Source organism: Acinetobacter sp. A47, assembly GCF_000805455.1.
GTDB lineage: Bacteria > Pseudomonadota > Gammaproteobacteria > Pseudomonadales > Moraxellaceae > Acinetobacter.
The window spans coordinates 1-389 of the sequence record NZ_JSUS01000026.1 but is presented as its reverse complement, the minus strand read 5'-3'; the positions used below and the strand labels follow the sequence as shown (position 1 = coordinate 389).

Sequence of the window (389 nt, the reverse complement as noted above, 5' to 3'; positions counted from 1 at the left end):
CCCTTGCTGACTCCGAAGGTCTCCTGCAGCTTGATCTCCTGCGGGAGCTTGTCGCCGGGCTTGAGGTTGCGCTGCGTGATCAGCCGCTTGAGTTCTTCGGCAACGAGGTCGGCGCGCTTTTGCTTGCGGATGCCGATCGACGCCGTCTTGCCTGATCCGAGTGTGGCCATGGATATCCGTTCCTTGTTGCGCGCACTCTAACTGCGAGCTTGTGCCGCCCGGGCTGCCCGAGGTGGTGCATGCATGCCCTTCGATTGTGCGTACGCACCGCATTCCCGCATCGTCGCCCGGCACCTCAATCCCACACACCTTGGCGTAAACACCGACTTTGTCGTCGTTGACGCAGCGTGGAGGCGGATTCTATGATGATTTCGCCTATTTATAATAAC

General features: G+C 59.4%; 1 protein-coding gene. It reads right to left on the bottom strand.

Annotated features, from left to right (window positions below; all coding sequences use genetic code 11):
* The coding region (locus tag OC23_RS19640) for a GntR family transcriptional regulator (RefSeq protein WP_152607803.1) at positions 1-170 on the bottom strand (170 nt) is incomplete at its 3' end.
* Between the last annotated feature and the right edge of the window lie 219 nt (positions 171-389).